Origin of the sequence: Rhodobacter sp. 24-YEA-8 (genome assembly GCF_900105075.1) — a bacterium.
GTDB lineage: Bacteria > Pseudomonadota > Alphaproteobacteria > Rhodobacterales > Rhodobacteraceae > Pseudogemmobacter.
This window is the reverse complement of record NZ_FNSK01000002.1, coordinates 49,874-76,546: the sequence shown is the minus strand read 5'-3', so window position 1 is coordinate 76,546 and position 26,673 is coordinate 49,874. Positions and strand designations below refer to the sequence as shown.

Genomic DNA, 26,673 nt, shown 5'->3' with positions numbered 1-26,673 from the left:
GGGTCTCACTTGAAAATGTTCCCTTTATGTTCTATGTTCATCTTTATGAACAGAAGGGAGACCGCTATGGAAGCTGCCAGTTTCATCATGCCGGTGACACCGCGCCAGATTGCCTATGCCCGCTCGCTGGCATTGCGCAACAAGACCCTCCTGCCATGGGAGGTTCAGCAGGATCGCCGCAGTCTCAGCGCCTGGATCGAGGCGCAGGCGGGGCTGAAACCAGTGCAGGACAATCAGCCGACCTCGAAACAGGTCGCGTTCGCCGAAAAGCTTGCCCGGATCAAACATCGCGCGGTGCCGGATGAATGCTTCCGCGACCGTCAGCTCCTGTCGCGCTGGATCGACAGCAACCGCTGAGAGCTCAGCCGCCTCCCCCGGTGGCCAGCCCGAGAAAGGCGCGAAACACCCGGGCGGGGGGCGAAAGCACCCTGCCCTTCGACCAGCTCAGCCCGACATCCATGCTGGGCACCCCTTCAGCGACCGGGCGCTGTTCGATCCACTGCCCTTCAGGCGACCAGGGCCAGTAGACCATATCGCTCAGGATGGTGACGCCCATGCCGCTCGCCACCATCGAGCGCACCGCTTCGACCGATGAGGTTTCGAAGATCACCCGGGGCCGGATGCCGAAACCTTGCCAGAACTTCGCCTGGGTGCGGTCGGCCTCATCCACCGTCAGCATGATATAGGGTTCGCGGATCACCGCCTCGACCGGCACCAGCGGCTCGGTCAGCAATGGGTGTCGGTCGCCAGCCAGAGCCTGCGGCGCCAGTGGAACCACGCCCCTTCAGGCGTCAGCACCATCCCCTTCGGGCTGCGCGACAAAAGCTTGACCCAAGCCCGGCCTGCAAATCCTGGATCGCCGCGGTCACCGCCGATTGCGAGATATTCATCTCGATCGCTGCATGACTGATCTGCCCCGTCTCGGCGGCGGTGACGAAATATCTCAGCTGTTTCAGGGTCAGAGACATATACGAATTCTGTATCAATTTTTCAGATAAACAATCGCATAATTTCGTATTTGCCACAAAGGCCCGCGTCGCGCCACCATCCCTGAAAACCAATAGCAATACTATCCGGCGCGCGGCCATCGCATGATTGCCGAATTTCACGGCGATCTCGATTACCGCCCCGATGGCAGCCTGATCGTGACCCGCGAACCTGACGCGAAAGACCCCGATGAGATGGCAGAACGCTGCCTGCGGGCCATCACCGAAGGCCGGGGTATCGCCACGGATGGCTCGCTCTTTCCGACCCGCTGCGAGACCATCTGCATCCATTCCGACACGCCCAATGCGGTCGATATCGCCCGCGCGGTGCGCGCCGTCCTCCAACCCTTTGTCTGAGTGGCAAACCATGGCCCAGATCCTGTCCCCCCTGCCCGGCACCTTTTACCGCTCCGCCTCGCCCGATCAGCCGCCCTTCAAGGCCGATGGCGATGATATGGCCGTGGGCGAGGTGATCGGGCTGATCGAGGTGATGAAGAGCTTTCACGAGGTGAAATCCGATGTCGCCGGCAGGAATGTGCAATTCGTGACCTATAACGAAGAGCCCGTGATGGCCGGAGCCATGCTCGCGGAATTGTCCTGATGATCCGCAAACTGCTGGTCGCCAACCGGGGTGAAATTGCCGTGCGGATCATCCGCGCGGCCCGGGATCTCGGCATCGCGACGGTTGCTGTGCATTCCGAGGCCGACCGCGACAGCCTCCCTGTGCAGCTGGCCGATGAGGCGTTGAGTATCGGGCCGCCCGCAGCAAAAAGAGCTACCTTTCGGTACAGGCCATTCTGAACGCGGCAGCCAGAACCGGCGCCGATGCGGTGCATCCGGTTTACGGCTTCCTCGCCGAAAACGCTGATTTCGCCGATGCGGTTGTTGCGGCGGGCCTGGTCTGGGTCGGGCCATCGGGGGATGCGATCCGGCTGATGGGCGACAAGGTCTCCGCGCGCATTGCTCCTGCACAGGCGGGCGTCCCGGTGGCGCCGGGGTCAATGGGGCGGGTGGCGTCAATCGCTGAGGGGCGCGAGATCCTCAAAGAGACCGGGTTCCCGGTCATGATAAAGGCCGCCGCCGAAGCGCTCGCCGCCTTCGGGGATGGCGGGCTTTACATGGAAAAGGTCATCGGCCAGGCACGCCATATCGAGGTGCAGATCCTCGGTGACGGCAAGCGCGCGATCCATTGCAACGAGCGCGAACGTTCGCCGAAACGGCGCCGTCAGAAAGTCTGGGAAGAGGCGCCGTCGCTGGCGCTTTCGCCCGATCTGCGCGACGCCCTTTGTGCCAGTGCGGTGCGGCTGGCTGAAGCCGTTAACTATTCCGGCACCGGTACGATTGAATATCTTTACGACGATGCTGCCGACCGCTTTTAATTTATCGAGATGAACTCCCGCATTCAGGTGGAACATCCGGTGACCGAGATGATCACCGGTATCGACCTCGGGGCGGCGATGCTGCGGATCGCAGGCGACGAGAAACTCTGGATCGCTCACGATGACGTGCAGATCCGTGGCCATGCCAGCGAAGTGCGGCTGAATGCCGAAGATCCGGCCAGCGGGTTCGCCCCCTTCCCCGGCACGATCTCGGACCTGCGCCTGCCCGGCGGGCCGGGGGTGCGCTTCGATTCCATGCTTTATGCGGGCTATACCGTTCCGCCGTTTTACGACTCGCTGCTGGCGAAACTCATCGTCCATGCAGACAGTCGCGAGGCCGCGATCACCCGTCTCGCCCGCGCTTTGTCAGAGACGAAGATCGAGGGCTGCAAGACCACGAAACCCCTCTTCCTTGCGTTGGCCGCAGATCCGTCGGTCCGCGCAGGCGCATTCCACACCCACTGGCTGGAGAGCCGGCTTGATGAAAATTCCGCCCGGCTCAGCCCGGACACCTGATCAGGAAGGACCATGTCGATCCGTTTCAGTTTCGGGGGCGATGAGCATATCTTCGGCGAGGTTTCCGAGGATATGTCGCTCGAATCCTTCTTCACCTCACTGTCCATGACCAATGTGGTGCGGGAGGCGCAGATCAGCGGCGTGACCGAGTTCTGCCCCGCCAATGCCAGTTTCCAGGTCAAATTCGACCCCGACCGCATCAGGCCAGACGATCTGATGCGCGAGCTGCAATCGATGGAGGCCGCCGCCACCAGTATCCGTCAAAAACAGACCTGGAATATGCGGCGGGTGTGAACGGGCTCGGCACCGTCGGGAATTTCATCGAGGCGCATTCCAGCCAGCCCTGGTTCGTCTCGATGGTCGACTTTGTTGCGGGGCTGCCCTTCCTTTACCAGATGGTGGAGCGCGAGCGTCAGCTCCAGGTCCCGAAATATCTCCGCCCCCGGACCCATACGCCAAAACTGACGGTCGGGCATGGCGGGTGTTTTTCCTGCATCTATTCGGTGCGCGGCGCCGGCGGCTATCAGATGTTCGGCGTCACGCCGATGCCGATCTATGACCCAGGCCAGAAGGTGAATTACCTGCAGGACGAGATGTGCCTCTTCCGACCCGGCGATATCGTGAAATGGAAGCCCGTCACCCGCGATCAGTATGACACGGCGATTGAAACGGTAGAGGCGAACCGGTTCGAACCGGTGATCCGCCAGACCAGTTTCAGCCTCTCGGATTACAACAGGGATATGGCAGGCACCAAAGCCCGGATGATGGAGGCGCTCAATGGCCGTTAAAATCATCACCCCCGGCCTGTCGACCACCGTCCAGGACCTTGGTCGGCCTGGCTATTACCATCTCGGCATCCCGCTTTCGGGTGGCATGGACCGTTTAGCGCTGCGCGCCGCCAATATGCTGGTGGGCAATGACGAAAGCGCGGCTGTGCTTGAGGCCGTCTTCATGGGGCCAGAGATGGAATTCACCTCGGCCGCGACCGTAGCAATTACAGGGGCCGATCTGCCGCCCAGACTGAACGGCACCGAATTCGCGCCATGGGAGGCAGTCCCGGTCAGTCCCGGCGACCATCTGTCCTTTGGTTTCCTGAAATCCGGCGCGCGCGCCTATATCGCGGTGTCGGGCGGTATTGATGTGCCCCGGACGCTGGGCTCGCGTTCGACCTATACGCTGGGCGCGCTTGGCGGGCATGAGGGACGGGCGCTGAAAGCGGGCGATGTGTTGCCGCTTGGCCAGGGTGCGGCGAGCAATGGCGCGGGCGGCAAGGGATCGGTTCCGGAGGTATTGCGGCGCCAACCCGGCAATCCGGCCGAACTGAGGATGCTGCCGGGGCTTTACTGGCACCGCATCACGGCGGAGGCGGGCCAGCGGTTCTTTGCAGACACCTGGAAAGTTGCGCCCGAGGCGGACCGGATCGGCTATCGGTTCAAAGGCGGCACGGCGCTGGATTTCGTGCCACGCGAGCAGCCATTTGGCGCGGGGTCGAACCCCTCGAACATCGTTGATGCCTGCTATCCTTACGGCTCGATCCGGGTTCCGGGCGGGACCGAACCGATTGTGCTGCACCGCGATGCGGTTTCGGGCGGCGGCTATATGATGCTCGGCTGCGTGATTTCGGCCGATATGGACCTGATCGGCCAGCAGCAGCCGCATTCGCCCGCACGGTTTACCGGGGTCTCGATGATCAGGCGCTGACTGCCCGCCAGGACCGTAAGGCAGCACTGGCGCGGCTCCGCGCCCATCTCGGGCGCTGAAGGCGGGAGCGGGGGCGAGCCATGATCAAAAGAGCCTCCGCCTTAACCACGCCCGCGCGCCTCTTTCGGGGTGATCCCGAACCGGGCGCGAAAGGCGCAGGAGAACTGCGCCTGATCGGGGAAGCCCCGCGTCCAGGCAATCTCACCAATAGAACGCCGGTCGCCGGGGGTCGCCAGATCCTCCTGCGCGGCCAACAGCCGCATGTCACGGATCCAGCCACCAAGCGTCGTGTTGGTGTCGCGCAGGACCTCATGGAGGTAACGCACCGAAATGCCGCAGCCCGCAGCCACAGAATCCGGGCCCAGATCGGGGTCATCGAGATGGCGGCGCACAAAGCCCTCGATCCGCATCAGATGGCCGGCCCGCACCGAGGAAACCCCCGACTGCATCACCCGGTCATCAGCCTGGGTTGCCAGAGCCAGCAGATCGGCAAGCCGCCGGCCCACGGTCGCGCGGATCAAGGCGCTGCCGGAAGAGCCAGATGCAATCATGCTGTGCTCGATGATGCCGGGCTTTGTCTCGGCGGTGAAACAGATCCGCGCGGCGGGGATCGGTTCGATGCTCCTGAACGGCTCGGGTGCCGATGGCAGCTACTGGATGTCGGCGGTGCCGGATCTGTCGAATTTCTACGTGCCGGCCCGGGGCTCGGTCTTCGACGATGATCCGAGCGCGGAAGTGAATGCCTTCGTGAAGAAATACGAGGAGGCCACCAGTGCGCCGCCCGCGACGCAATATGCCTTCCCGGGCTATGTGATGATCGATGTCTGGGCCAAAGCCGTCGAACGCACCGGCACCACCGAAACCGGTGCCGTGGTCACCGAGCTTGAGAAGATGAATGAGGAGCCGACCCTGTTCGGGCCGCGCACCTTCACCGCCGAACTGCACCACCAGAACAAGGCCGAATATCGCATCATCGGCACCGAAAACGGCAAGCCGACCGTGATCGGCACCTGGACAATCCCGGAACCCGTGCCGCTGGACGCGCTTCTGAAATAAGCGGTTCTGCGGGCAGGAGCCCGGGCTTCGGCCCGAAATTTACGCAAAAGACCGAAGAAAACCGGTATCAACCCGGTTCTGGCTTTCCTTCGGATCGCAGGCGCGTTACCTTTATGTCAAATACTGGCAGTCACGCCCCGTTCTGATCGCGTTATCCACGCAGATCGGCGCGGGGTTTTTTGCATTTGGGGCGGGATGAAACGCAGCATCGACATCGGCATCCTGCAATCGCAGAGCGGCAATTATGCCGCCCTCTCGGTCATCAGCCGGGCGGGTCTGTTGCGCGGTGTGGCCGAGGTCAATGCGAGCCCCGATTACGACCTGTGCTTCCGCGTCTGCGGGCGCGACCCCGAAGGCCGTACCGACCGCTATGCGCCCTTGTGCCGCGAGATCCTGCGCGAAACCGGTGCGCGCCATATCTTCGGCTGCGTCACATCGTCCAGCCGCAAAGAGGTGATCCCCGAACTGGAACGCTTTGACGGCGTGCTCTGGTACCCTGTGCCCTATGAAGGGTTCGAGGCCTCGGAACGCGTGGCCTATCTGCATTCCTGTCCGAACCAGCATTTGCTGCCGCTGCTGGACTGGGCGCTGCCCGCACTCGGGCGGCGCGGCTATCTGGTCGGCTCGAATTACATCTGGGGCTGGGAGATCGCGCAGATCGCGCGCGAACGGATCGCGTCGCTTGGCGGCGAAGTGGCGGGCGATCGCTATCTGGCGCTTGGTGATTGCGATTCCAGTCATATCATCGACGAGATCGCGGCTTTGCAGCCCGATTTCATCCTGAATTCTCTGGTCGGGGAAAGCGATTATGCCTTCCTGTCGCAGCTCCGGGATCTGCGCGACAGGACCGGGGCGCGGCTCCAGGTGCTGTCATGCAATTTCACCGAATGCGAGATCGAAAGCAGCCAGGCCGGGGCCGAGGGTCTGATCGCAGCCGGCCCCTGGTTCGAGCCTGGCGAAGGGCGCGGCGGCTCGATTGCCGAGATGGCGCGCCGTGCGGTGCATGAGCTCGCGCGGCTGTTGCACGGCCGCCCCGGGGCCGAGCGGCTGAGCCTTGCTGAACTGCTGCGCGATGCGCCGGGCGGGACGCGCTCCCGCCTTGATCCGACCCATTTCCATGCCGCGCAGCCGGTGGTGATCGCGCAGATCCGGGACGGGCGCTTTCACGAGATCCTGCGCCAGCCGCCGCGCGCCGCCGATCCCTATCTGACCGCGCGCGACCGCGATCTGCCGCCGGTACCGGTCTTGCGGGTGGTGTCATGACGCGGGTCCGCACCGAAAACCTCGGCAATGCGCTGGCCTTTGTGCTGCACCGGCCGCATCCCGCGATCCAGGGGCTGACACGCCAGCTCCGGGTCATCGGGCTTGAGCTGCGCGAGGCCTGGCCCGATCTGCCTGCCGAGGCGATCAGCGCCGATTTCATCTTTTACGACGCCGATACCGGCCATGATGAGCAATTCCCCTGGGCGCCGGGGGCCTCGCCCATGCCGATGATCGCGCTGATCGGGTCCGAAGCGCCGGGGCGGCTGAACTGGGCGCTGACCATGGGCGCTCATGCCCAGCTTCTGAAGCCCGTAAGCGATAAGGGCGTCTATGCAGCCCTTCTGGTGGCGCGGGCGAATTACGACCGGGCGCGCGCCTCGGATGCGCTGATAGCGGATCTGGAAGACCGGCTTTCGGCGCGGCAGACCGTGGTCCAGGCCGTGATGATCTTTGTCCTGCGCGGCAAATCCGAAGCCGAGGCCTATGAGCTTTTGCGCCAGACGGCCATGGCCTGGCGCGTCACCATCGAGATCGCCGCCGCAAGGCTGGTGGCCAATCACCGGGCGAAAACCCCGGGCAAAGAGGACCGCAAATGACCGCCGCTGCCCCGATCGTAACTGCGCCCGTCGATAAAGGGCCATCGGTGCTGCGCCGCCTGATGGGGCGCAAACTGGCGCTGTTCGGCTTTCTGATCATCGTGATCTGTGTCGGTGGCGCGGTCTTTGCCAACTGGCTGGCACCCTTCGATCCGAATGAGCAATTTTTCGACGGCCTGACCCTCGAAGGCGCGCCGCTGCCGCCCGGACCGGTCTATTGGTTCGGCACCGACCTTCTGGGCCGCGATCTGCTGTCGCGCCTGTTATACGGCGCGCAGACCTCGCTGATCATCGGGCTCGTGGCCAATGGCGCGGCCCTGTTCATCGGCACGCTGGTCGGGGTCACCGCGGGCTATTTCCGGGGGATCACCGGCACGGTCCTGATGCGGTTCACCGATCTGATGATGGCTTTTCCGGCGCTGTTGCTGGCGATTTGCATGGCCGCGATCTTTCAGCCGTCTTTGTGGATCGTGGCCCTGGTGATCGCTTTCGTGAACTGGGTGCAGACGGCAAGGGTGGTCTTTACCCAGACCTCCTCGCTGGCCGAGCGCGATTTCATCGCGGCCGAAAAGACGCTGGGCGCCGGGCATGGGCGGATCCTCTTTCGCCATATCCTGCCGCATCTTCTGCCGACGCTGATCGTCTGGGGGACACTGGGGATCTCGACCACCGTGCTTCTGGAGGCGACTTTGTCTTTCCTCGGGGTGGGCGTGCAGCCGCCGATCCCGTCCTGGGGCAATATCATCTTTGAAAACCAGACCTGGTTCCAGGCCGCGCCCTGGCTGGTGTTTATCCCCGGCGCCGCGATCCTTCTGCTCGCGCTCGCCTTCAACCTGGTCGGAGACGCGCTGCGCGACATTCTTGACCCGACACAACAGGGGCGCGACTGATGCTGGCCTATATTCTGCGCCGCCTTGCGCTCTCTGCGCTGATCCTGCTTGGGGTCTCGTTTATCACCTTCGTGTTGCTTTACGTCCTGCCCGCCGACCCGGTGCGCCAGATCGCGGGCCGTTCTGCCACCCCCGAAACGGTCGCCAGCATCCGGCGCCAGCTGGGCCTCGATCAGCCCTTCGTCGTGCAATATGGCCATTATCTGTGGAACCTGCTGCAAGGCGATCTGGGCCGCTCATATCTGCAAAAGACCGAAGTGGCGGCGCTGATCACCTCGCGCCTGCCGGCGACGCTTTTGCTGATGCTGGCCGCGATCACCTGCGAGCTTCTGATTGGCCTGACCCTTGGCGTCATCGCGGCGCTTTACCGGGGCCGCGCGCTCGACAATGTGCTGATGCTGTCAAGCTTTGTCACGGTATCGGCGCCGCAATTCGTGGTGGCGCTGCTGCTACTTTACGTCTTTGCGGTCAAGCTCGGCTGGTTCCCGATCGGCGGCTATGGCACATTCGCGCATCTGGTCTTGCCGGCGCTGACTTTGGGGATCCTGGGCTCGGGCTGGTATGCCCGGATCATGCGGTCTTCGATGCTGGACGTGCTGCGCGCCGACTTCATCCGCACCGCCCGGGCCAAGGGTCTGGGGCGCGGGCGGATCATCCTTGGCCATGCTATCCCCAATGCCATCCTGCCGGTGATCGCCATGATCGGCATTGATATCGGCATCTTCATGTCCGGGATCGTGGTCGTGGAAAGCGTCTTTGGCTGGCCCGGCATCGGCCAGCTGGCCTGGCAGGCGATCCAGCGCGTCGACATCCCGATCATCATGGGCGTCACGCTTATCTCGGCCTTTGCCATCGTGATCGGCAACCTTCTCGCCGACCTGATTTCCCCGCTTATCGACCCGCGCATCAAACTGCGCTGACCACCCCAACAGGAGAGAAACAATGAAAAAACTGATCCTTTCTACCGCACTTGCCTCCATGATGGCCATGAGCCCGACGCTTGCCGAGACCCCGACCCCGGGCGGCAATATGATCGTGACCTACAAAGACGATGTCGCGACGCTTGATCCGGCCATCGGCTATGACTGGCAGAACTGGTCGATGATTAAATCGGTCTTTGACGGGCTGATGGATTACGAGCCGGGCACCACCACGCTCCGCCCCGGCCTGGCCGAAAGCTATGAGATTTCCGAAGACGGGCTGACCTATACGTTCAGGCTCCGCCCCGGTGTGAAGTTCCACAATGGCCGTGAGATGACGTCTGAAGACGTGGTCTACTCGATCAACCGCGTGGTGGCTCCGGCAACCCAATCACCGGGCCAGGGCTTTTTCGGCATGATCGACGGCTTTGACGCCACGGCGGCTGACGGCTCGGCGCTGACGGGCGTTTCGGCGCCGGATGCCGCGACGGTGGTGTTCAAACTCTCGCGTCCCGATGCGACCTTCCTGCATGTCATGGCGCTGAACTTCTCTTATGTGGTGCCGAAAGAGGTGGTCGAGGCAGAAGGTGCCGATTTCGGCAAGAAGCCGGTCGGGACCGGTGCGTTTAAGCTGGCGGAATGGACGCTTGGCCAGCGCCTCGTCTTCGAGAAAAACGCAGATTACTGGATTGCGGGCGTTCCCTATCTCGACAGCTTCACGGTTGAGGTCGGCCAGGAGCCGGTCGTGGCACTTCTGCGGGCGCAAAACGGCGAAGTCGACATTCCCGGCGACGGCATCCCGCCCGCGAAATTCGTCGAGGTGATGAGCGACCCGGCCCAGGCCGCGAATGTGGTCGAAGGCGGCCAGCTCCATACCGGCTATGTCACGATGAATGTCACCGCTGCCCCCTTTGACAAGGTCCAGGTGCGGCGTGCGGTCAATATGGCGATCAACAAGGACCGGATCGTCCAGGTCATTAATGGCCGTGCGGTTCCGGCAAACCAGCCGCTGCCGCCTTCGATGCCCGGCTATACCAAAGACTATGCGGGCTATGCCTATGACGTCGACGCTGCAAAGGCGCTCCTGAGCGAGGCCGGCTATGCGGACGGGTTCGAGACCGAGCTTTATGTGATGAACACCGACCCGAACCCGCGGATCGCGCAGGCGATCCAGCAGGATCTGAAGGCCATCGGCATCACCGCGAATATCCGCTCGCTCGCCCAGGCCAATGTGATCGAGGCCGGCGGCGCCGGCACCGCTCCGATGATCTGGTCCGGCGGCATGGCCTGGATTGCCGACTTCCCCGATCCCTCCAACTTCTACGGCCCGATCCTTGGCTGTGGCGGTGCGGTCGAAGGCGGCTGGAACTGGTCGAAATACTGCAATGCCGATCTCGACGCGCTGGCGGCGAAAGCGGACAGCACCGTTGATCCGGCGAAAGCGGATGAACGCCTGAAACTCTGGTCCGATGTCTATATGGGCGTGATGGAAGATGCTCCCTGGGCACCGGTGTTCAACGAACAGCGCTTTACGCTGAAATCGCCGCGTATGGGCGGGGCGGACGCGCTTTATGTCGATCCGGTCTCGATCCCGGTCAATTACGATTACGTCTATATCAAGGAGTGAGCACGGATCATGTGTAAGCACTGCAATCATACGATCCACGCCCATCAGCACCATTTCGGCTGGGACAATTCTTTCGCGCCCGCGCTGAAAGCCGCCCCGGGTGAGACGATCCTGTTCCAGTGCCTCGACAGTTCCGGGGGCCAGCTTGGCCCCCGCTCGACTGTCGCGGATGTGGCGGCGCTGGATTTTGGCAAGATCAACCCGGTCTCCGGGCCGGTCTTTGTCGATGGCGCAAAGCCGGGAGACGTGCTGAAGGTCACGATTGACAGCTTTACCCCGCAAGAACGAGACGGCGCGGGCTTTGGCTGGACCGCGAATATCCCGGGCTTTGGCCTTCTGACCGACCAGTTCGAAGAACCGGCGCTGAATGTCTGGAAATTCGATCCGACCAGCCTTGAACCCGCACTGTTCGGCCGTCACGCCCGTGTTCCGCTGAAGCCTTTCGCCGGCACCATCGGCAATGCGCTGGCCGAGGCAGGGCATCACTCGATCGTGCCGCCGCGCCGGGTGGGCGGCAATCTCGACATCCGTGATCTTGCGGCAGGAACAACACTTTACCTGCCGGTCGAGGTCGAAGGCGCGCTGTTTTCGGTGGGTGATACCCATGCGGCCCAGGGGGATGGCGAGGTCTGCGGCACCGCGATTGAAAGCCCGTTCGATGTGGTACTGACCCTTGATCTGATCAAAGGCCAGCCGCTGAAAACCCCGCGTTTTACCACGCCGGGGCCGGTCACGCGCCATCTTGACGCGAAAGGCTATGAAGCGACGACCGGCATCGGCCCCGATCTCTGGACGGCGGCGAAGGATGCGGTTTCGGCGATGATCGACCTGCTTTGCGTGACGCAGAAACTCGATCCGGTCGAGGCCTATATGCTCTGTTCGGTCTGCGGCGATCTCAGAATTTCCGAGATTGTCGATATGCCGAATGTGGTGGTCAGCTTCTATTTCCCGCGTGCGGTTTTCGAATGACCCAGGCTGCGCTTTCTCCCGCTGATGATGTCGTGCTTTCGCTGCAGGATCTCAGGGTCTCGGCACGCTCCGACCAGGGGCTGATCCCCCTTGTCGAGGGGCTGAGCCTTGAGCTCAGACGCGGCGAGACCCTGGCGATTGCGGGGGAAAGTGGCTCGGGCAAGTCGATCACCTCGCTTGCCATCATGGGGCTGTTGCCGCAGCCTGCGGTCAGGGTCACCGGCGGCACGATCCATCTGGGCGAGACCGAGCTGACCGGCCTTTCCGAGGCAAAGATGCAACGCCTGCGTGGCGCGCGTATCGCGATGATCTTTCAGGAGCCGATGACGGCCCTGAACCCGGTCATGTCCATCGGCCGCCAGCTGACCGAGGCGATCCGGGCGCATGAGGCGCTGTCGATGCGCGAAGCCCGCGCCCGCGCGCTTGAGGCGCTGAAGGCAGTGCGGCTGTCGCAGCCCGAGCGCAGGCTTGAACAATTCCCGCATGAGCTGTCCGGCGGGATGCGGCAGCGGGTGATGATCGCCATGGCGATTGCGCTGAAACCCGATGTTCTGATCGCAGATGAGCCGACCACGGCCCTGGATGTGACGGTGCAGCGCGAGGTGCTTGACCTGATCCGCGACCTGCAGCGCGATCTTGGCACGGCGGTCATTCTGATCACCCATGATATGGGCGTGGTCGCCGAAATGGCCGACCGGGTGATCGTGATGCAAAAGGGCCGGGTGGTGGAGACTGCCGCCACGGCTGATCTATTTGACACGCCGCAAGAGACCTATACGCGCGAGCTGCTCGCCGCCGTGCCGCGGATTGGTGGCGGACCGGCGCGGACCACGACGGCGACAGATGATGTGCTGGTGCGCTATCAGGATGTCTCTGTCCGCTTTCCGATCCGCCAGGGGTTGCTCGGACGGGTGACGGCCCAGGTTCACGCGGTTGAACAGGTCTCGCTGGAGATTTTCAAGGGCGAGACGCTGTCGCTGGTCGGTGAATCCGGCTGCGGGAAATCGACCATGGCGCGGGCGCTGGTCGGCCTCGTGCCCCATAGCGGGCGGATCGAGGTCGCAGGCTGCGCATTGGCAGAGCTTGACGGGGCTGCGCGCAAGGCGATGCGCCGGGATTTGCAGATCGTCTTCCAGGACCCGATGGCGGCGCTAGATGCGCGGATGACGGTCGGCGAGCTGATCCGCGAGCCCCTGGTGATCCATGGTATCGGCACGGCGGCAGAGCAGCGCGCAAGGGTCTGTGACCTGCTGGAACGGGTCGGCCTGTCAGCCTCGGTCTATAACCGCTATCCGCATCAGTTTTCCGGCGGGCAGCGGCAACGGATCTGCATTGCCCGCGCGCTCGCGCTGAAGCCGAAGCTGATCGTCTGCGATGAAAGCGTCGCCGCGCTGGATGTGTCGATCCAGGCGAAGGTTCTGGAACTCCTGCGTGATTTGCAGCGCGAGATGGGGGTGAGCTTTTTGTTCATCAGCCATGACATGGCGGTGGTCGAGAATGTCTCGGACCGGGTGGCGGTGATGTATCTTGGCCAGATTGTCGAGATGGGCAGCCGCGCGCAGCTGTTTGGCAACCCGCAGCATCCCTATACGCAGCGCCTGCTGGAAGCTGTTCCGGTGCCCGACCCGAAACGTCCGCGCACAGCTGCGGCCCGGATGGCGGGCGAGATCCCGAGCCCGGTCTGGCCTTTGGGTCAGGGACCGGACCGGGTGCAGCTGGAAGATATCGGCGGCGGCCACCTCGTCGCGCGTCAGGCTCCTCGCGCAAGCCGCGCCGCCTGCTGAAGCGCGGTAAAGGCCTGAAAGCGCCGCTCATGCAGCGCTTTCACCCCGCCGCCTGCCGGATGATGCGCCTCGCCAGGGCCGGACAACCCGGCCATAGCAGCGCGCATATCCGGGAAAAGCCCCCCCGCCACCGCGCCCAGCGTGGCCGAACCAAGCAATACCGGCTCATCCGAGGCCGAACCCATCACCACCCGCCCGGTTGCATCGGCCAGGATCTGGCGGATCAGCCGCGATTCCCCGGCGCCGCCGGAAATCACGATCTTTTCGACCTTCGCCCCGGCAGCGTCCTGCACATCAAGGATCTGCCGCAGCCCGTAAGCCACGCCGCAGATTCCGGCGAGGTAAAGCGCCTCAAGGTTTTCCAGGTCGCGCTCCATTCCCAGCCCGGCAATCACGGCGCGGGCATGCGGATCGGCATGGGGGGCGCGGTTGCCAAGGAATTCCGGCACCACATGCAGATCCCCCGCCAGCGCTGCCGCCTGTGACAGATCAGGCGCGCGGGCAAGGATCCGCTGCGTCAGCCAGAGCGCCAGTGACTGGCCCTGGCCCCGGGCCTCCGCCCTGGCCCCGGTGCTTGCGGGGTGGAAGTCGAACAGCTGGTCAATCGCCGCCCCCGCAGCCGATTGCCCGCCTTCGCTGAGCCAGAGCCCCGGAACCATGGCCGAGAAATACGGGCCCCAGACCCCGGGCACGAAAACCGGCTCTGCCGTCGAGGTCATGGTGCAGGAAGAGGTGCCGAATACATAGGCCATATGGGTCAGGGGCGATCCCTCGATCCCGACCGTGCCGATGCCTCCGGCATGGGCGTCGATCATCCCCGCCGCAACCGCCGTGCCCGGCGCAAGGCCGAGATCGGCCGCTGCTGCTGCTGTCAGGCCCTGGCCAAGGGCAGTTCCTGGGGGCACAACGCGCGTGCCGATACGGGTAAACTGCTCATCGGCCAGCTCTTCCAGCCCGATCTGGCGGAAGTAAGACGGATCCCAGCGGTTTTCATGCGCCAGATAGGTCCATTTGCAGGTGACGGTACAGGTCGAACGTGCCTCATCCCCGGTCGCCTTCCAGGTCAGGAAATCCGCCAGATCAAAGAAATGCCGCGCCCCCGCAAAGACCTGCGGCCGGTTTTCTTTCAGCCATAGTAGCTTCGGCGTCTCCATCTCGGGCGAGATTTTGCCACCGACATAGGCCAGAACCGCATGGCCCTGTGCGTTGATCCGTTCGGCCTGATCGACCGCGCGGTGATCCATCCAGACGATCACATCGCGTGCCGGGTCTTCCGACGGACCAACGGGCAGCGACACGCCACCCTCGCCCAGCACCACCAGCGAACAGGTCGCATCAAAGCCGATCCCGGCGACGCGGGCAGGATCTGCCCCCGCCATCACCTCGCGCACACATTGCGCCACCGCCCCCCAGATCTGCGCGCTGGATTGTTCGACCATCGCCCCCGGCCCGCGCCAGAGCGTGATCTCGCGCTTTGCCGATGCGAGCAGACGGCCGGTCTGGTCAAACAGACCCGCGCGGGCGCTGCCGGTGCCGACATCGACACCGATCAGATATTTGGGTTCGGTGGTCATGGCAGTGCCTCAGAGATCAAAGGTCGCGGGCAGGATCACCAGATCGCGGATCGTCACGGTCCGGGGACGGGTCAGCATGAAGAGAACCGCTTCGGCCACTTCTTTCGCCTGCATCAGGCTGCCATTGGCCAGCGCCTCATCCATCTTGGCTTTGGGCCAGTCATCGAGCAGCGCGGTCACGACCGGGCCGGGCAGAACGGCGCCGACCCTGACGCCATGCGGCGCGACCTGGCGGCGGGTGGCATGGACAAAGCCCTGGACCGCGAATTTCGACGCGGTATAGACCGGCTCCCAGATCACCGGCACCACGCCCGCGACCGAAGAGGTAAAGAGAATATCGCCGGATTTCTGCGCGATCAGATGTGGCAGCACCGCATGGACCGAGCGGAAAGCCGCGTTGATGTTCAGGTTCAGCATCCGGTCCCAGGCATCGGGGTCGCCTTCGGCCACCGGACCACCGATATAGGCACCGGCATTGGCGTAGAAGACATCCAGCCGCCCGGCGAGATCGAGGATCCTCGGAAGGATCGCCGAGACCTGTTTGCCATCCAGCAGATCGACGACCAAAGGCAGAGCATTCGGGCCGATTTCGGCGCAAAGCTGCTTAAGCCGGTCTTCCGCGCGGTCGATCAGCACCACTTTCGCGCCGGCCGCGACCAGGGTGCGGGCGCATTCCAGCCCGATCCCCGAGGCCGCACCAGTGATCGCAACCACCTTGCCCTGCATTGATTCAGCCATTTCTTAACTCCTGTATATCAACCGCGCCCATGGGTCGCACGCGACTGGCGGGCAAGGGAATCGACGATCACAGCAATGGCCAGCACGGCCCCGGTGATCATGTAACGCAGGCTCGACGACAGGTTCAGAAGCGTCAGCCCGTTGGAAATCGCCTGGATCACGATGATGCCCAAAAGCGCCGCCCAGGCAGAACCGCGCCCGCCAAAGAGAGACGTGCCCCCGATCACTGCCGCCGCAATGGCGTTGAGGTTCACATCCCCCGTACCGGCCTGCTGGCTCGAAGAGGCAAGCCGCCCCGCCGCCAGCACCCCGCCCAGAGCGGCCAGCGTGGAACAGAGCATAAAGGCCGAATAATAGATCCGCCGCACATTGATGCCCGACCGCCGCGCCGCCTCGCGATTGCCGCCGACTGCAAACAGGGAACGGCCCCATTTCGTGCGGGTCAGCGCATATTGCATCGCAACGACAAGGCCGACGAACAGACCGAACATCCACGGCACGCCGCGGCCAAGGTTAAGATACCAGACCGCGAATTGCAGTGCCGCCGTCAGCACGCCCGCCTTGATCAGCAAAAGGCTCAGCGGCATCGCGGTCAGCCCCGCCTCGCGGCGGCGTTTCGCGGTGTTCAGCCCGCCAAAGAGCACAACAAGCCCCGGGATCAGCGCAAGGCCATGCGACAGCCAGGCCGGCATTACCAGAAGCTGCCCGAAGGCCACCAGCGGTGAAGAAAACGGCAGGTTGATCGAGCCGGTCGGCCCGAGGATGTAAAGCTGCATCCCCAGAATGGCCAGAAGCCCGGCCAGTGTTGCCACAAAACTCGGCATGCCAAGCCTTGTGTAAAGCGTGGCATAGACAAAGCCGATCACCATGCCCGCAAGCAGCGCCGCGCCAATTGCCACTGGCAAAGGCAGGCCCATATTCACCCAGATCACCCCCACCAGAGCCGAGGCGAAGCCGCTCATCGACCCCACTGAAAGGTCGATCTCTCCGAGCATCAGCACGCAGACGATGCCAAGCGAGATCACCCCAACTGTCGCACAGTCAAACAGCAGGTTCACAAGGTTATTGGGCAGCAGGAACACCGGGTTCAGGCTGGAGAAAACCACCGAGATCACAACCAGCCCGACCGCGACCGGCAGGATGCCCAGATCGCCCGCCCGCACCCGGTCGATGAACAGCCGCACTGCACCGGAAAGACTATCATCGTTTCTGACCCGCTCATCCGCGCGGTCAAGGGGTTTGGGGGCGAGTTTCGCCTCACTCATCATGCACCTCCGCCGCTTTGCGGCTTGCGCGGCGCGAAACCGCATTTTCCGACGCGCCGGTGATGGCGGCGACCAGCTCCTGGTTGCTGGACTCGGGCGTGAAGACCCCGCCGTTTTTCCCCAGCCTGAGCACGACAATCCGGTCCGCCACCGCGCGGACATCTTCCATATTATGGCTGATGACGATCACACCGAGACCCCGAGCCCGCACCCGATCGATCAGGTTCAGAACTTCGGCCGTCTGCGCCACACCAAGCGCCGCCGTCGGCTCATCAAGCATGATGATCTTCGGATCTGTGAGCAGCGAGCGCGCAATCGCCACGGTCTGGCGCTGCCCGCCCGAAAGCGAAGCGACAGGTTCGCGCACCGAAGGGATCCGCGCCGCGAGTTCGCGCAAAAGCGTCCAGGCCCGGACCTCCATCTGCACCTCGTCGAGGCGCCAGGGCGAAATCTCATGGCCGAGAAACAGGTTCGACACCACATCGAGGTTTTCACACAGCGCGAGGTCCTGGAAGACGGTCGCAATCCCCAGATCCAGCGCTTTGGCCGGGCTGTCGAGGGTCACGGGTTTCCCCATGAACTTCACCTCGCCCGCCGAAGGCTGATGCACCCCCGCCAGCACCTTCACCAGCGTCGATTTACCGGCACCATTATCGCCGACCAGCGCCACAACCTCACCGGCGTGGACCTCAAGCTCGATATCGCTCAGCGCCGACACGGCCCCGAAATTCTTTGAAACACCTGTGAGCTGCAACAGCAGCTCCCCTTTCGGGGGTTTGTCGTCACTCATCGCTGCGCCTTCCGCAATAGAATGTGGCCCGACCGCCTGGGAGCGATGCGGTCGGGCCAGAGCACGGGATCTTACTCGGTGATCCCGAGCGCTTTGCAGCCTGCGGCATATTCGCCGGTGCAGATCTGCTCAGCGGTCTGGATACCCTTGTCGAAGATCTCGGCCTTGATGTTTTCCTTCGTCACCACGGCGGGGACAAAGAGCTCGGACGGCGTGTCATAAAGCGTGGTCTTGGCCTCGGGCGTCTCGCCATTGAGGAAGGTGACCGCGATATTCGCCGCTGCTGCCGCCACGATCTCGGAGGGTTTCGAGATCGTGTTATACTGGTCGCCCGAGATGATCAGCTGCAGTGCCGCGATGGTCGCGTCATTACCGGTGACCGGAGGAACCGGGTTCACACCTGCCGCTTTGAAGGCCGCAACCGCGCCGCCGCCGGTGCCGTCATTCGCCGCGACCACGCCGGTGATCTCTGCCCCGAAACGGGTGATCTGACCCGCGGCCCATTCCTGGGCCTTCGGCGGCGCCCAGTCCGGCGTGTCAAACTCGGCAAGCGTCTTATAGGGGGATTCCTTCAGCGCGCGATGGATGCCGTCACGGATAAGCCCGGCCGCCGCATCGGTGGGCGAGCCGTTGATCTGCAGTACCCCTGCCCCATCGGCCACGCCCGAGGCTTTCAGATGATCGGTCAGCGATTTCGCGATGGCATAGCCAATGCCTTCATTGTCAAAAGACACATAGAAATCAGCTGGCGTTGCCGGGATCGGGCGGTCATAGGCGATGACCTTGACACCCTGAGCCTGCGCCAGCGTCACCAGCCCCGCCGCCGCCGCCGAGTCGACCGGATCCAGCACGATGACCTTTGCGCCCTGGGTCAGCAGCGCGTTGAACTGCTGCTGTTGCAGCGCGACATCGGCATTTGCGTTCTGGTAGATCACCTCGCAAGACGGGCAAAGCTTGTCCATCTCGGCCTTGAAGCCGGGGAAGTCATGCTCTTCATAACGGGTCGAAGCCTGGTCGGGCATCAGGAAGCCCACCACACCCGAAGGCTCCGCCAGGGCAGCAGTGCCAAGCAGCATGGCCAGCGCTGTCGCCATCACGGGTGCCGCTGCGGGCAAGGCATGAAATCTCATCTCGTCTCTCCTCCACATGGGGCGGGCGGCCCATGCCCCCGCTGATCGCCAACACGGCCAATCCTGCTCCGGATGGTGAAGCCGGCAAGGAGAGATGCGCAGCCAGAAAGCACCGGTGATCCGGCGAGTTTCTGATTTTGCTGACATCCTCCCCAGGCCCCCGAAACCGGGCCGGTGGCGCAGATTATACGTGTTCCATCGGTGTAGCCCTCCTGCTCAACCGATGTAGCATGAGGTTGTGTCAGCGCGCTGAAACTGTCAAGCTGCATTTCCAGGGAATGAGGAAACCGTGACAACACCCCGTCCAAAACCTGCGCCGACGCGTGCGCGGCGCACCACGATTTACGATCTGGCGGTGCTGGTGGGCGCCTCGCCGACGGCGGTCAGCGCCGTGCTGAACGGCACCTGGAAAAAGCGCCGCATCTCTGCTTCGCTCGCCGAACGCATCACCCGCACGGCCGAAGAACAGGGCTATGCGCTGAACCTTCAGGCCAGCGGGCTCCGGCGGGAAAAGTCGCGGCTGATCGGGATGATCGTGCCGAAATACGACAACCGCTATTTTGGGTCTATCGTTGAACGGTTCGAGGCGATGGCGCGGGAACGCGACCTTTTCCCCATCATTACCTGCACGATGCGCGACCCGGCGCTGGAAATACAGGCGGCGCGCGAGATGATCTCGCATCAGGTCGATTGCCTGATTGCGACCGGAGCCACCGACCCCGACCGGATCTCGAAAATCTGCGAAGCGGCGGGGGTGCGCTCGCTCAACCTCGATCTGCCCGGCAGCCGCGCGCCTTCGGTGATCTCGGATAATTTTGGCGGCGCGCTGGCGCTGACACGGCGCATCCTTGCCGCCTCGGCCAGCCAGCGCCATCGCGGCGAGCCGATCCCCTTTATCGGCGGAAGGGCGAGCGATCACAACACATCCGAGCGGATCCGGGGCTTTCGTGCCGCCCATGCAGAGGCCGGGATCACCGTGGATGAGACGATGATTCTCGCCACCGGCTACGCGCCGGACCGGGCGATTACAGCGCTGGAAGCCCTGGCCACCAGGCGCGGCCAGCTGCCGCGCGCCATATTCGTCAATTCGACCATCGCCTTGGAAGGTGTTTTGCACTGGACACGCTCCAGCGGGCATTTCGGCTCTGTCGCGCCCCATGTGGGCTGTTTCGACTGGGATCCGCTGGCGGCGGTTCTGACAGAAAATATCGTTATGGTGCAACAGGATGTTCCGGCGATGCTGGGGGCATTGTTCCGCCTGATCGACGCCGATGACCCTGTTCCGGGGCTCAGCGAGATCCCAACCCATTTCGCGCCGCAGCCCTTTGCGGGCACTGCCGCAACAGTGGGCGCCGACTGAGCGGACCGCCATGCAACACCGGCGCGCCATAATTCCCAGGGCCTCTTGTCAGGAAATACCGGCGCGGCTACCGCTTGCCCGCGAACAGGCCCCTGTCCAACCAGCCATGGGTGATCAGTCTTGGAAAAAAAGCGGCTCGGCGATCTCGTTGGCGCCTTTATGACGCTGCGGCCCCGGCTTCTCGCCATGGCCCAGGCGCGGCTGGGCAACCGCGCGCTGGCCGAAGATCTGGTCCAGGACACCTGGATCCGGCTGGAGACGGCACAAAGCGACAGCAGCATCGCGAATGCCGCAGGCTTCGTGTCTCAGGTCACCAGAAACGGCATCCGCGATCATTTCCGCAAGGAACGGCGCCGCGCAGAAATCGATGCCGAGGTGCGCGATCTGTTGTGGGAACAAGCCGACGAGGTCTCGGCCGAGCGCGCGGTGATGGGGCGGGACATGCTGGCCCGGGTGCAGGCGGCGCTGGAAGAGCTGCCGGAAAAGACCCGCCGCATCTTCCTGATGAACCGGATCGAAGGCGTGCCGCATCGCAAGATTGCGGAACGTCTCGAAATGAGCGACGAAGCTGTCTATTATCACATCCGCCGCGCGCTGGAGCACCTTGCCCATCTGCGCGACGCCATGAACGATTGATCCGCCCTGCCCGTGCCGGTCTGTTCCGGCGGGTCGGGGCGCCAACGGGTTATCGCCGAGCCACAGGAATGAGTGACGCCGCCCCCCGGACCAAGGCCGATGCAAAGCTCGCCCGTGAGGCGCGGGACTGGGTCGTGCGCCTTGCCTCGGGCGAGGTGGCTCCCGCAGAACTTCAACAGTTCCGCGCCTGGAAGGCACAGTCAGAGGCCCATGCCCGCGCCTTTGCCGGGGAGCGCCGTTTCTGGCAACAGCTTGACGGGCTTGAGGAAGTGGCCAGGCCGGTCCCGCCGGTGGCAAAGCCTGCCGCGCCCCGGATCGGACGGCGCGGTTTTCTGGCCGGAGGCATCGCCGCCGGCGCCGGAGCATGGGCGCTGGATCTGCCGCATCGCTGGCAGGACTGGACCGCAGATCTTTATACCGGCTTTGGTGAGATGGCGGGGATGACCCTGCCCGATGGCACAATCGCAACGCTGAACACCGACAGCGCGCTGGCGCTGGAATTCACGCAAGGGCAGCGACAGGTCAGGCTTCTGCGTGGCGAGGCCGAGTTCCGGGTGCAGGCCGGAACCAGCCCCCTGCGGGTCACGGCACTGGATGGGGTGACCGAGGCGCAGGCCAGCGTGTTTTCGGTCGGGCTTGCAGATCGCGAGGCGCGCGTCACGGTGTCTGAGGGCCAGGTGCGGGTCAGCCCGGCTCTGGGCCAGCCACTCGACCTTGGCGCATCGGAACAGGCGGTCTATGGCATGGGCCTGGCTGTGGCCGCGCTCGGCCCGGTCGACCGCGAGATCGCCTTCGCCTGGCGCGAAGGCCGGATCATCTTTGACGGCCGCCGCTTTGACCAGGCGGTGAGCGAACTCGCGCGTTATGTGCCCGAAAAGGTGGTGCTCGGACCCGGCGTTGATGCCGCCCTGCCGGTCAGCGCGGTCTTTTCGACCAGCGCCGCACATGAGGCCATCGGGGCACTGGCGCTGACCCAGGACCTGTCTGTCCGGCGTATTCCGCAGGTCATGATCTTGCTGAGCTGAGTTGTGATGGGCCTCAATGCCAGGTCCCTAAAATTTATTTCAGTTTTGTCTTTAGGCAAAACCCGGCCTCACCCGTCACTGATATGAAGGGTCCAGGCAGGCCAATACCCACACTCTTCGCTTCACCGGCCCCAGCGACCGGGGTTCGTTGCAATGACAGAAAGGGTACGGGTCTGATGCCTGCCAGTTTCCTCCATTTCCGGCGCGCGGCCGCGCGGCGCCTGACGGTTCTTTTCTCGGGGACTGCGCTCAGTCTTGGTGTGCTGGCGGGTGGCCCGGCGCTGATGACGCTGACCGCGACTATGGCCATGGCCCAAAATGCGGCGACCCATCGGCTGGATATTGCGGCCAAACCGCTGGGTCAGGCCCTGCGGGATCTGGCGCGGCAGACCGGGCTGCAGATCGCGTATCGCACCTCGGTCGCGGCGGGCGCGACGGCCCCGGCGATCAGCGGCACGATGACGGCGGAACAGGCGCTGTCGCGGCTTCTGGCAGGATCCGGGCTGAATTACAGCTTTACGGGCGCTGCGACCGTGACCATTCTCGGCGGTGCCTCTGACGCCTCAGATGTCGGCGGCAATGTCGATGGCGCGCAGAACCTCGGGACGATCCTGCTGGTCACTGACCCGACCACCACAGAAGGCAGCAATTCCTATACGACGGGTGCCGCGACCGGATCGACCGGTCTGCCGATGAGCCTGAAGGAAACGCCGCAATCGGTGAGCGTGGTCACCAGTCAGCGGCTGAAAGACCAGAACCTCGGCACAACGCAGCAGATGCTGGCTTACACGACCGGCGTCCATTCGGCGATTTTCGAGACCGACCGCGACAATACCTGGTCAAGGGGGCAATGGGTCTCGAGCTATATCGTGGATGGTGTGGTGATCGACGGCGGCATCGGGTTCATGTCCGGTGTGGGGCTGCAATCCTCGACCTCGACCTATGACCATGCCGAAGTGCTGCGCGGCGCGACGGGCCTGCTGACCGGCCCCGGCGACCCTTCTGCCGCCGTGCGGATGGAGCGCAAAAAGGCCACCGCAACCGAGCTGACCGGCAGCATCGAGACGCGTTACGGCAGCTGGGACCGGATGGGCCTGGGGCTGGATGTCTCGAACAGGCTGAATGAGACCGGCAGCCTGCGCGGGCGCCTCGTCGTGGACCTTTATAGCGGCGACAGTTTCCGCGACCGCTACAGCGTCGACAAACAAACCGTCTATGGCACGCTGGCCTGGGATGTTGATGACGCGACCACGCTGTCTTTCAGCTATGAACATCGCAACCATGATCCCAAGGGCTCGGAATGGAGCGCCTTCCCGACGCTTTTCTCCGATGGCAGCCCGACGCTTTTCCCGCGCAACTGGTCGAGCGCGCCTTACTGGGCCTATTGGTCGAGCAGGCAGGATATGGCGACCATCCGCGCGGATCATGATTTCGGCGGTGGCTGGACCGGCAATGCGACGCTGAGCGCCGTCACCCGCAGCTATTCGGCGGAAAATACCCGTTTCTATGGCCGCCCCGATCCGGTCACCGGCCTTGGCATGACGCTCTTTGCCCGCAAGGCCGAGGAATGGGCGCGCCAGATTGCGCTGGATGCATCGGTCTCGGGGCCGGTGCACTGGTTCGGTCGCGACCATGCGCTGAATTTCGGCGTCCATGCCGGGCGTGACTGGGGCAAGGCCGACGATTACCAGATCATTGGCGCCCAGCCCGGCATGGGCAGCGTCTATGACTGGGACGGAAGCCTGCCCCGGCCGCAATTCTACCTTCCCCAGGCCGGAGAGTGGAAGAAAAAGGCCACCGAATATTCCGCCTATGGCTCGGCCCGCCTGTCCCTCGCCGATCCGCTGACCGCGATCCTTGGCCTGCGCTACACCGACTGGAGTGCGGATACCCGTAACTTCAAGGTCTTTACCCCCTATTTCGGCCTCGTCTATGACGTGACCGGGGATATCTCGGTCTATGCAAGCTATACCCAGATCTTCAAACCGCAGAGCTATCGCGACATCAATCGCAATTATCTCGACCCGGTTCAGGGCAAAAGCGAAGAGGTCGGGATCAAGGGCGAATGGTATGAGGGGCGGCTCAATGCCTCGCTGTCTTACTACCGCACCTATCAGGACAATGTCGCGACCGGGCTGGAGGATGCCAGCGGCAATCCGATCTATGTGCCTGGCAGCACCGATCAGGCCTATTATGGCGCGATGGGTCAGACCACCCGCGGCGTCGAGCTCGAGGTCTCGGGCGAGATCATGCCCGGCTGGAACCTTTTCTTCGGCGCGGCGAAGATGAAGGCCACCAATCCCGATGGCAGCCAGGCCAACAGCTTCCTGCCGGAAAACACCCTGAAGATCTTCACCACCTACAATCTGCCGGGCGAAAACAGCCAATGGACCATCGGCGGCGGCGCGCGCTGGCAGAGCGAAAGCTGGAACACGCTGGGCGTGGCCGGGGTCGGCCCGGTCCATAATTCGCAACCGGCCTTCACGGTGGTCGATGCGATGCTGCGCTATGACATCAACGAAAAATGGTCGGCGCAACTGAACATCAACAACCTGTTCGATGAGAGCTATTACCATTCCGCCAGCGTCGCAGGCGTCTATGGCGAGCCGCGCAATGCGATGTTCACCCTGACCTCGCGCTTCTGATCCCATGCCCCGGCGGAACCGCCGCCGGGGCCTTCAGACCAACCGCAAAGGCGGAAATCCCATGACTGTCTTCTCGCGCAGGGCCCTGAGCCTTGCAGCCCTGCTCTTCACCACATCGCCCCTGCTGGCCAATGGCCTGCCCCAGATGCAGCCGGCCGAATTCGCGCCCGCAGCCACCCGCACCAGCACCATTCCCGGCGGCTATGAGGTGCTCTCGGTTCCCGAGCTCGGCGCGGTGTTTGCCGCCTCGGTGCCGGATTTCACCGATGGCGCGGCGGGCGATGTCTATATGCTCGACGCAGACACCCTCGCCCCGATCCGGCGCATTCAGCTCAAACGCCGCCCCTTCGCGCTGGCGGTCGATCACGCGCGGGGCCTGCTTTACGCCGGCAATACCAAGGACGGATCCCTGTCGGTGATTGATGCGCGCAGCGGCCTGTTCCTGCGCACGATCCAGCTCGGGAAAACCGGTGCCAATGGCAAGATGGAACATACCCGCATGATCGAGGTCGATCAGGCGACGGGCCGCGTTTTTGTCACCGGCCCGACCGATGAGGGCATCGTCTGGATCATCGATGGCGCAACCGGCGAGGTTACCTCGCGCACCGATAATGCGGTGATCTGGGCGGCGGGCCTGGCGTTTGACGGGCGTGACCGTCTCTATGTCGGGGGTGGCGGGGCCGAGGAAATCCTCGTTCTGGATGCGGTAACCGGCGAAAAAATCACCGCCTTCTCGACCGGTGACACTGCGCCCGGCCAGGGCGATAAATCGGCGCATTTCATGGTGAACCTGTCGCTGGATGCGGCGGGCGGGCGGCTCTTTGCGGTCGACAGCCATGAGGGCAGGCTCTACGTCTTCAACACCGCTGATGGCAGTATTCTGGCGCAGGTGCCGATTGGAGCCGGCGCGCTGGATGTGATCTGGAACGCGGTGCGCGATGAGGCCTATGTCACCTGGTATGGCATCAACAGCCAGCTGCGCGACGGCACCGGCGGCATCACCGTGGTCAATACCAAAGACTACAGCGTCACCCGTGATCTCGCGGTCAAAACCTTCCCGAGCAACCTTTCGCTGGACCAAAGCGGCCAGGTCCTGTTCGCCTCGGTTTCGGAACCGTCAAATGACCAGCATCCGGATCATGCAAAGGGCACAATCGGATCGGTGATCCGGCTGGATCTGACAATCCTTGGTGATCTGATGGCTGCGCAGGCCCCCTGACCCCGACCGGAGGCCCCCGCAGCCCCCCTTTTCTCTGGCCCGCGCCGTTGGCGCGGGCCATGTCATTTCAGCGCATCAGGAGAACAATTTTCCCGTCAGTAGCATGATACTACCCCCATGATCCGGTTCTGTCCTTTGCTGTACCAAAGCAAGGAGACACTATGGCCCGGATGATTCACACCATGATCCGCGTGCTGGACGAAGCCCGTTCGCTCGCATTCTATGACCAGGCTTTCGGCCTGAAAGTGGTGGAACGCCTCGATTTCGAGACCTTCACCCTGATCTATCTCGCCAATGCCGAAACCGGGTTCGAGCTGGAGCTGACCGTCAACAAGGGCCGTGTTGAACCCTATAACCTCGGCGATGGCTACGGCCATCTCGCGGTCTCGGTCGCTGATGTGAATGCAGAACATGCGCGCCTGGAAGCTGCCGGCCTTGCCCCGCGCAAACTGGTCGATTTCGCCCCCGGCGGCGAAGTCATCGCCCGGTTTTTCTTTATCGCCGATCCCGACGGTTACCAGATCGAAGTGCTGCAGCGCGCGGGGCGCTACCAATAATCTGAAACGGCATCCCTGCGCGGAAGAGGAGCCGCGCCGGGAACTCC

General features: G+C 63.5%; 25 protein-coding genes and 3 pseudogenes. 20 read left to right on the top strand and 8 right to left on the bottom strand.

Translation table 11 applies throughout. From position 1 onward, the window contains the following. Window positions 1–66: 66 nt before the first annotated feature. Window positions 67–357, top strand: coding sequence for a hypothetical protein (locus tag BLW25_RS16875; protein ID WP_092902324.1), 291 nt, complete (start codon window positions 67–69; stop codon window positions 355–357). Window positions 358–361: 4 nt separating this feature from the next. Here BLW25_RS16875 and BLW25_RS16870 read toward each other — a convergent pair whose 3' ends face one another. Both BLW25_RS16870 and BLW25_RS24735 read right to left on the bottom strand, forming a co-directional pair. After that, window positions 362–778 (bottom strand): LysR substrate-binding domain-containing protein, encoded by a 417-nt coding sequence (locus tag BLW25_RS16870; RefSeq protein WP_216279401.1) that lies wholly within the window; start codon window positions 776–778, stop codon window positions 362–364. Between the two features lie 13 nt (window positions 779–791). Beyond that, entirely contained in the window at window positions 792–1,109 is a 318-nt protein-coding gene (locus tag BLW25_RS24735) for a helix-turn-helix domain-containing protein (protein WP_216279400.1), read from the bottom strand. Between BLW25_RS24735 and BLW25_RS16865 the strand changes: the two genes are divergently transcribed. From BLW25_RS16865 to BLW25_RS16845, 5 genes and pseudogenes are all read left to right on the top strand, one after another. Then, window positions 1,092–1,343 (top strand): LamB/YcsF family protein, encoded by a 252-nt coding sequence (locus BLW25_RS16865; protein WP_092902322.1) that lies wholly within the window; start codon window positions 1,092–1,094, stop codon window positions 1,341–1,343. The genes BLW25_RS24735 and BLW25_RS16865 overlap by 18 nt on opposite strands. Window positions 1,344–1,353: 10 nt before the next feature. Continuing rightward, window positions 1,354–1,587 (top strand): acetyl-CoA carboxylase, encoded by a 234-nt coding sequence (locus tag BLW25_RS16860; protein ID WP_092902320.1) that lies wholly within the window; start codon window positions 1,354–1,356, stop codon window positions 1,585–1,587. Then, window positions 1,587–2,881: pseudogene (locus BLW25_RS16855) on the top strand (biotin carboxylase N-terminal domain-containing protein). Before BLW25_RS16860 ends, BLW25_RS16855 begins: the two are co-directional and overlap by 1 nt. A 12-nt stretch (window positions 2,882–2,893) precedes the next feature. After that, window positions 2,894–3,669: pseudogene (locus tag BLW25_RS16850) on the top strand (allophanate hydrolase subunit 1). Then, a pseudogene (locus BLW25_RS16845) lies at window positions 3,659–4,641 on the top strand (biotin-dependent carboxyltransferase family protein). Before BLW25_RS16850 ends, BLW25_RS16845 begins: the two co-directional pseudogenes overlap by 11 nt. A gap of 42 nt (window positions 4,642–4,683) precedes the next feature. Here BLW25_RS16845 and BLW25_RS25015 read toward each other — a convergent pair. Continuing rightward, window positions 4,684–5,133 (bottom strand): helix-turn-helix transcriptional regulator, encoded by a 450-nt coding sequence (locus tag BLW25_RS25015; protein WP_253188567.1) that lies wholly within the window; start codon window positions 5,131–5,133, stop codon window positions 4,684–4,686. Between BLW25_RS25015 and BLW25_RS16835 the strand changes: the two genes are divergently transcribed. The 8 genes from BLW25_RS16835 to BLW25_RS16800 all read left to right on the top strand — a co-directional run bounded on the left by BLW25_RS16835 (window position 5,132) and on the right by BLW25_RS16800 (window position 13,687). Beyond that, entirely contained in the window at window positions 5,132–5,638 is a 507-nt protein-coding gene (locus BLW25_RS16835; protein ID WP_253188566.1) for an ABC transporter substrate-binding protein, read from the top strand. The genes BLW25_RS25015 and BLW25_RS16835 overlap by 2 nt on opposite strands. Before the next feature lie 195 nt (window positions 5,639–5,833). Further along, window positions 5,834–6,901, top strand: a complete 1,068-nt coding sequence (locus BLW25_RS16830; protein WP_092902316.1) for a transporter substrate-binding protein — start codon at window positions 5,834–5,836, stop codon at window positions 6,899–6,901. Beyond that, window positions 6,898–7,497 carry an ANTAR domain-containing response regulator gene (locus BLW25_RS16825; protein ID WP_092902314.1) on the top strand — a complete coding sequence of 200 codons (600 nt, stop codon included), beginning with the start codon at window positions 6,898–6,900 and terminating at the stop codon, window positions 7,495–7,497. The genes BLW25_RS16830 and BLW25_RS16825 overlap by 4 nt, the downstream gene beginning before the upstream one ends. After that, on the top strand, window positions 7,494–8,387 hold the full coding sequence (locus tag BLW25_RS16820) for an ABC transporter permease (RefSeq protein ID WP_092902312.1): 894 nt from the start codon (window positions 7,494–7,496) through the stop codon (window positions 8,385–8,387). Before BLW25_RS16825 ends, BLW25_RS16820 begins: the two co-directional genes overlap by 4 nt. Then, window positions 8,387–9,307, top strand: coding sequence for an ABC transporter permease (locus BLW25_RS16815; protein ID WP_092902310.1), 921 nt, complete (start codon window positions 8,387–8,389; stop codon window positions 9,305–9,307). Before BLW25_RS16820 ends, BLW25_RS16815 begins: the two co-directional genes overlap by 1 nt. A gap of 22 nt (window positions 9,308–9,329) precedes the next feature. Further along, a complete protein-coding gene (locus BLW25_RS16810; RefSeq protein WP_092902308.1) occupies window positions 9,330–10,934 on the top strand; it encodes an ABC transporter substrate-binding protein in 1,605 nt (534 codons plus the stop codon). 9 nt (window positions 10,935–10,943) lie between these two features. Beyond that, the gene (locus BLW25_RS16805) at window positions 10,944–11,903 is read left to right on the top strand and encodes an acetamidase/formamidase family protein (protein WP_092902306.1); all 960 of its coding nucleotides are present in this window, start codon (window positions 10,944–10,946) and stop codon (window positions 11,901–11,903) included. Beyond that, window positions 11,900–13,687, top strand: a complete 1,788-nt coding sequence (locus BLW25_RS16800; RefSeq protein ID WP_092902304.1) for an ABC transporter ATP-binding protein — start codon at window positions 11,900–11,902, stop codon at window positions 13,685–13,687. Before BLW25_RS16805 ends, BLW25_RS16800 begins: the two co-directional genes overlap by 4 nt. Here the strand turns inward: BLW25_RS16800 and BLW25_RS16795 are convergent. The 5 genes from BLW25_RS16795 to BLW25_RS16775 all read right to left on the bottom strand — a co-directional run bounded on the left by BLW25_RS16795 (window position 13,654) and on the right by BLW25_RS16775 (window position 19,184). Then, entirely contained in the window at window positions 13,654–15,261 is a 1,608-nt protein-coding gene (locus tag BLW25_RS16795; protein ID WP_092902302.1) for an FGGY-family carbohydrate kinase, read from the bottom strand. The genes BLW25_RS16800 and BLW25_RS16795 overlap by 34 nt on opposite strands. 9 nt (window positions 15,262–15,270) lie before the next feature. Continuing rightward, complete coding sequence (locus tag BLW25_RS16790) at window positions 15,271–15,999, bottom strand: SDR family oxidoreductase (RefSeq protein ID WP_092902300.1); 729 nt, start codon at window positions 15,997–15,999, stop codon at window positions 15,271–15,273. 17 nt (window positions 16,000–16,016) lie between these two features. Continuing rightward, the gene (locus BLW25_RS16785; protein ID WP_092902298.1) at window positions 16,017–17,264 is read right to left on the bottom strand and encodes a sugar ABC transporter permease; all 1,248 of its coding nucleotides are present in this window, start codon (window positions 17,262–17,264) and stop codon (window positions 16,017–16,019) included. Further along, window positions 17,257–18,054, bottom strand: coding sequence for an ATP-binding cassette domain-containing protein (locus BLW25_RS16780; protein WP_092902296.1), 798 nt, complete (start codon window positions 18,052–18,054; stop codon window positions 17,257–17,259). The genes BLW25_RS16785 and BLW25_RS16780 overlap by 8 nt, the downstream gene beginning before the upstream one ends. 71 nt (window positions 18,055–18,125) lie before the next feature. Continuing rightward, on the bottom strand, window positions 18,126–19,184 hold the full coding sequence (locus BLW25_RS16775; RefSeq protein WP_092902294.1) for an ABC transporter substrate-binding protein: 1,059 nt from the start codon (window positions 19,182–19,184) through the stop codon (window positions 18,126–18,128). Between the two features lie 289 nt (window positions 19,185–19,473). Between BLW25_RS16775 and BLW25_RS16770 the strand changes: the two genes are divergently transcribed. The 6 genes from BLW25_RS16770 to BLW25_RS16745 all read left to right on the top strand — a co-directional run bounded on the left by BLW25_RS16770 (window position 19,474) and on the right by BLW25_RS16745 (window position 26,626). Next, entirely contained in the window at window positions 19,474–20,544 is a 1,071-nt protein-coding gene (locus tag BLW25_RS16770; protein ID WP_092902292.1) for a LacI family DNA-binding transcriptional regulator, read from the top strand. A 120-nt stretch (window positions 20,545–20,664) separates the two neighbouring features. Continuing rightward, window positions 20,665–21,180, top strand: a complete 516-nt coding sequence (locus BLW25_RS16765; RefSeq protein WP_092902290.1) for an RNA polymerase sigma factor — start codon at window positions 20,665–20,667, stop codon at window positions 21,178–21,180. A gap of 68 nt (window positions 21,181–21,248) precedes the next feature. Further along, window positions 21,249–22,205, top strand: coding sequence for a FecR family protein (locus BLW25_RS16760; RefSeq protein WP_092902288.1), 957 nt, complete (start codon window positions 21,249–21,251; stop codon window positions 22,203–22,205). A gap of 176 nt (window positions 22,206–22,381) precedes the next feature. Continuing rightward, the gene (locus tag BLW25_RS16755) at window positions 22,382–24,850 is read left to right on the top strand and encodes a TonB-dependent siderophore receptor (RefSeq protein WP_171909616.1); all 2,469 of its coding nucleotides are present in this window, start codon (window positions 22,382–22,384) and stop codon (window positions 24,848–24,850) included. A gap of 61 nt (window positions 24,851–24,911) precedes the next feature. After that, window positions 24,912–26,069, top strand: coding sequence for a YncE family protein (locus BLW25_RS16750; protein ID WP_092902284.1), 1,158 nt, complete (start codon window positions 24,912–24,914; stop codon window positions 26,067–26,069). Between the two features lie 161 nt (window positions 26,070–26,230). Continuing rightward, window positions 26,231–26,626: a VOC family protein gene (locus BLW25_RS16745; protein ID WP_092902282.1), complete on the top strand. Its 396-nt coding sequence runs from the start codon at window positions 26,231–26,233 to the stop codon at window positions 26,624–26,626. Window positions 26,627–26,673: the final 47 nt, after the last annotated feature.

What these genes read in the sequence shown, in the direction of transcription:
- BLW25_RS25015 (WP_253188567.1), bottom strand. Translation starts at nt 5,133, where the DNA reads ATGATTGCATCTGGCTCTTCCGGCAGCGCCTTGATCCGCGCGACCGTG.
- BLW25_RS16875 (WP_092902324.1), top strand. Translation starts at nt 67, where the DNA reads ATGGAAGCTGCCAGTTTCATCATGCCGGTGACACCGCGCCAGATTGCC.
- BLW25_RS16775 (WP_092902294.1), bottom strand. Translation starts at nt 19,184, where the DNA reads ATGAGATTTCATGCCTTGCCCGCAGCGGCACCCGTGATGGCGACAGCG.
- BLW25_RS16810 (WP_092902308.1), top strand. Translation starts at nt 9,330, where the DNA reads ATGAAAAAACTGATCCTTTCTACCGCACTTGCCTCCATGATGGCCATG.
- BLW25_RS16860 (WP_092902320.1), top strand. Translation starts at nt 1,354, where the DNA reads ATGGCCCAGATCCTGTCCCCCCTGCCCGGCACCTTTTACCGCTCCGCC.
- BLW25_RS16790 (WP_092902300.1), bottom strand. Translation starts at nt 15,999, where the DNA reads ATGGCTGAATCAATGCAGGGCAAGGTGGTTGCGATCACTGGTGCGGCC.
- BLW25_RS16825 (WP_092902314.1), top strand. Translation starts at nt 6,898, where the DNA reads ATGACGCGGGTCCGCACCGAAAACCTCGGCAATGCGCTGGCCTTTGTG.
- BLW25_RS16865 (WP_092902322.1), top strand. Translation starts at nt 1,092, where the DNA reads ATGATTGCCGAATTTCACGGCGATCTCGATTACCGCCCCGATGGCAGC.
- BLW25_RS16750 (WP_092902284.1), top strand. Translation starts at nt 24,912, where the DNA reads ATGACTGTCTTCTCGCGCAGGGCCCTGAGCCTTGCAGCCCTGCTCTTC.
- BLW25_RS16815 (WP_092902310.1), top strand. Translation starts at nt 8,387, where the DNA reads ATGCTGGCCTATATTCTGCGCCGCCTTGCGCTCTCTGCGCTGATCCTG.
- BLW25_RS16820 (WP_092902312.1), top strand. Translation starts at nt 7,494, where the DNA reads ATGACCGCCGCTGCCCCGATCGTAACTGCGCCCGTCGATAAAGGGCCA.
- BLW25_RS16805 (WP_092902306.1), top strand. Translation starts at nt 10,944, where the DNA reads ATGTGTAAGCACTGCAATCATACGATCCACGCCCATCAGCACCATTTC.
- BLW25_RS16780 (WP_092902296.1), bottom strand. Translation starts at nt 18,054, where the DNA reads ATGAGTGACGACAAACCCCCGAAAGGGGAGCTGCTGTTGCAGCTCACA.
- BLW25_RS16760 (WP_092902288.1), top strand. Translation starts at nt 21,249, where the DNA reads ATGAGTGACGCCGCCCCCCGGACCAAGGCCGATGCAAAGCTCGCCCGT.
- BLW25_RS16835 (WP_253188566.1), top strand. Translation starts at nt 5,132, where the DNA reads ATGCTGTGCTCGATGATGCCGGGCTTTGTCTCGGCGGTGAAACAGATC.
- BLW25_RS16800 (WP_092902304.1), top strand. Translation starts at nt 11,900, where the DNA reads ATGACCCAGGCTGCGCTTTCTCCCGCTGATGATGTCGTGCTTTCGCTG.
- BLW25_RS16755 (WP_171909616.1), top strand. Translation starts at nt 22,382, where the DNA reads ATGCCTGCCAGTTTCCTCCATTTCCGGCGCGCGGCCGCGCGGCGCCTG.
- BLW25_RS16785 (WP_092902298.1), bottom strand. Translation starts at nt 17,264, where the DNA reads ATGAGTGAGGCGAAACTCGCCCCCAAACCCCTTGACCGCGCGGATGAG.
- BLW25_RS16795 (WP_092902302.1), bottom strand. Translation starts at nt 15,261, where the DNA reads ATGACCACCGAACCCAAATATCTGATCGGTGTCGATGTCGGCACCGGC.
- BLW25_RS16745 (WP_092902282.1), top strand. Translation starts at nt 26,231, where the DNA reads ATGGCCCGGATGATTCACACCATGATCCGCGTGCTGGACGAAGCCCGT.
- BLW25_RS16830 (WP_092902316.1), top strand. Translation starts at nt 5,834, where the DNA reads ATGAAACGCAGCATCGACATCGGCATCCTGCAATCGCAGAGCGGCAAT.